This window comes from Acinetobacter sp. AR2-3 (assembly GCF_001878775.1).
In the GTDB taxonomy this organism is placed as follows: domain Bacteria; phylum Pseudomonadota; class Gammaproteobacteria; order Pseudomonadales; family Moraxellaceae; genus Acinetobacter; species Acinetobacter lwoffii_D.
In genome coordinates this window covers 4,617-7,390 of sequence record NZ_MJIQ01000082.1, presented here as the reverse complement: position 1 = coordinate 7,390, position 2,774 = coordinate 4,617, and the positions used below count along the sequence as shown (strand labels likewise).

Genomic DNA, 2,774 nt, shown 5'->3' with positions numbered 1-2,774 from the left:
CATTATGTTAAGTGGGCATCAATCTGTGAGAAATTATTGATCATTTAGGTTCAGCTTTTCTCCAGGAAAAGTCAGTTTTTTTAGTGGTGTTTGAATGATGAATATTACCTAGAAACATTGATAAAAAGGATGTATCTTCATTTTCATCACATACCGTATCCATAATTTTTTTTGTTAATCCTGTAAAATATCTACAGTCTGTATTCTTTTGAAATCCTCTACCCTGGAAACAATATCCAGACATCATATGACAATTGTTTTTAAAGATATTATATTCAATTTTTTTATTTTTAAGCTGTATGGCTCTATTTTTAATATCTTCTGAATGAATAACTTTATTCTTGTAAGTTGCTGTAAAGACATCTAATCCTGTACGGGGTGAAAAATCTCCTTTTTCTTCACCGCCAAATAAAAAATGGTCGAATGAAATAGACCTTATATGCCCATTACCGAATAATTCTATTACCTCATTATTTCCTATATATATGCCCGTATGATCAAAAAATAAACCTAGGCTTACAACAACAATAGATCCTGGTTCTAAAGAAACAGGATCACAAAAAATACTATTAATACTTGAATATTTAGATGCTTCAACATAATAGGGTGATTTATATTGATTTGAATTAACAAAACTAGATGTAGAGTTACCACTAGTCATAGATGTATTCATTAAGGATATAGATCCTCTATTTATTTCTTCAGAAGACGCATTTAATAACCAATTAAGATCATTATTTGATTGATTGTCCTTCCTCCAAATACCACTAGCTTCACAAGTAGGACATTTTATTTTTAAATTTCCTCTATCACAAGGGATTCTTAACTGTTGATGACAATTGCTGCATTGAATTTTAATAGTATTTTCTTGCTCCATAACATTTCCTAAACTTAATAGTTATCTTGATCTATTTCATTTAAAAAGTTTGAAATTGAAAAGATTTATATGAGCCATATTTTGAAATATTATAAACAACTTCTAAAATTAACATAATACACCTTATACGAAATGCGTTATAATTTTCTTTAGAAATCAATGCTGTAGTTTCTAGTTTATAGCTCATCTTCCCCAAGGTGGGCTTTTTTTATGATTTTTCACGTTCCACGCCTATTCTTTGATCAATGTTTCACGACTTTGTTCATATCAGTTTAACAATCGTGGTTAATCATAGGGTCTAAAAAAACGGCTCCAAAAGCCCCTTTTCTCCGGTTCCTGTTCAACATGCTCCGGCACTGGAATCCGCTTATTTTCCCTCCGCTCTGGAGTAGTCAATCCGTCATGTTTAGCTTCTGCTGTGTCAGGTTCGGGATCTGGTTTGACTATGCTGGGTTGCACTAATTCTTGATCGGTAAACGTAGTCATATTAGGTTTTGGGGCTTCTAATAGGCGTTGCATCGTTTCAATTTGGTTTTGATAGAAAGATTCCCGATCTTTGGCATCATCAAGCTGATTTTTGAGCATATCTATCTGCTGTCTAAGCAATAAAACTTCTGCCGAAGTTGGACTGTCTATTTTTACAGGCTCTTTTACATCCTGTTTTCTTGCAGGTTCACCAAATACACGGATGGCTTCTGAGAAATCAATCTTATTATCAGAATTTTTACTTAAAATTCCTTTGTTTATCTGATTATAGATGGTCTGTCTATTGATATTGTAAAGCTTGGATAACTCTAAAACTGAAAGGCTTTTCATGATGTAAAGTGATGCCTAATCTTGTAAAAATGTCTTGTCTATTAGACTGTCTAATAGACAAAACGACAAGTCTATATTTTAAGCAGTATTGAACCCGACTTTTTCTAGATAGGGTAAGTATTCCTGAACCTTATCAGGAATAGTTAAATTTTCAGAAATTCTTATAGCGAAGTCATCATAACTTTCACCAACTTTGCTGTACTTTGAAGCAAATGAAGGTTCATGAACTAGCTTATTTGAGAACAAAAGAATTTGTTTATCATTTAAGGCGATTTCCATTTTAATTGGCTGTGATGTTTTGGATCTTATTGTGAACTCAAAGCCAGTTATCTTGGTTCCAGACTTTTTGGTTTTATAATCAATAGTTATGTCCGAAGACTCATTAATTTGATCTTTTGCTACTTCAAGGACTTTCTTTTGAAAGTTATCAATTCTTGAAAGTTCTATTTCTGTTAAACCTAATGTATTTCGTAAATCAGAGAGAGAAATATAAAACTTTTTAGCAATCTTCCATTGCATACATATTTCATAAATCCGAACAGCATAAATACTAGAAAACTTACTTATTTGAAGAAGGTCATAACGCGTAAATTCTTTTTCTAAGCGACTTATTAATGGTATGACATCAGGAGCAAAAGATAAGTAAACAAAACCTGGCTTATAACCTACCTTAGATACCCATCGAGAAGTAAAAAAGATTTTAGAAGTATCTTCACTTAATAGATCAAAATCCCAATCCACATATGAAAATTGTCTGTCGAACAGGGTTTTACAAGCCCCTCGTAGCATGGAATAAGAGTTTTTGAGGCTAATATCAAACATTTCTGCATACTTTTTAGCTGATATTTTTATCAGAGAGTTAGCATCAATCAATGTTTTACTTTCTCTAGCTTCAATAATTGCTAAAAGTATTAAGCGCATTTCTACCAAATCAAGTTTGTAGCTTGCCTCAATCAAGATATTCGCTTTTACGACTATATTTTTACTCATTATTAGACCATAAAATTTTTATTAATTTACTATATATTTTTTTTTGTAGGAAATAAAGAAGAAAACGAGATAAACATATACTGCTAAAGGT

At 31.7% G+C, this 2,774-nt stretch carries 3 protein-coding genes; all 3 read right to left on the bottom strand.

Features of this window, described 5'->3' with window-relative positions; all coding sequences use genetic code 11:
• Positions 1 to 40: 40 nt before the first annotated feature.
• On the bottom strand, positions 41 to 877 hold the full coding sequence (locus BFN00_RS14125) for a lecithin retinol acyltransferase family protein (protein ID WP_071852200.1): 837 nt from the start codon (positions 875 to 877) through the stop codon (positions 41 to 43).
• A gap of 285 nt (positions 878 to 1,162) precedes the next feature.
• Positions 1,163 to 1,693 carry a plasmid replication DNA-binding protein gene (locus tag BFN00_RS14120; protein ID WP_071852199.1) on the bottom strand — a complete coding sequence of 177 codons (531 nt, stop codon included), beginning with the start codon at positions 1,691 to 1,693 and terminating at the stop codon, positions 1,163 to 1,165.
• Between the two features lie 78 nt (positions 1,694 to 1,771).
• A complete protein-coding gene (gene repM, locus BFN00_RS14115; RefSeq protein WP_004733876.1) occupies positions 1,772 to 2,683 on the bottom strand; it encodes a replication initiation protein RepM in 912 nt (303 codons plus the stop codon).
• Positions 2,684 to 2,774: the final 91 nt, after the last annotated feature.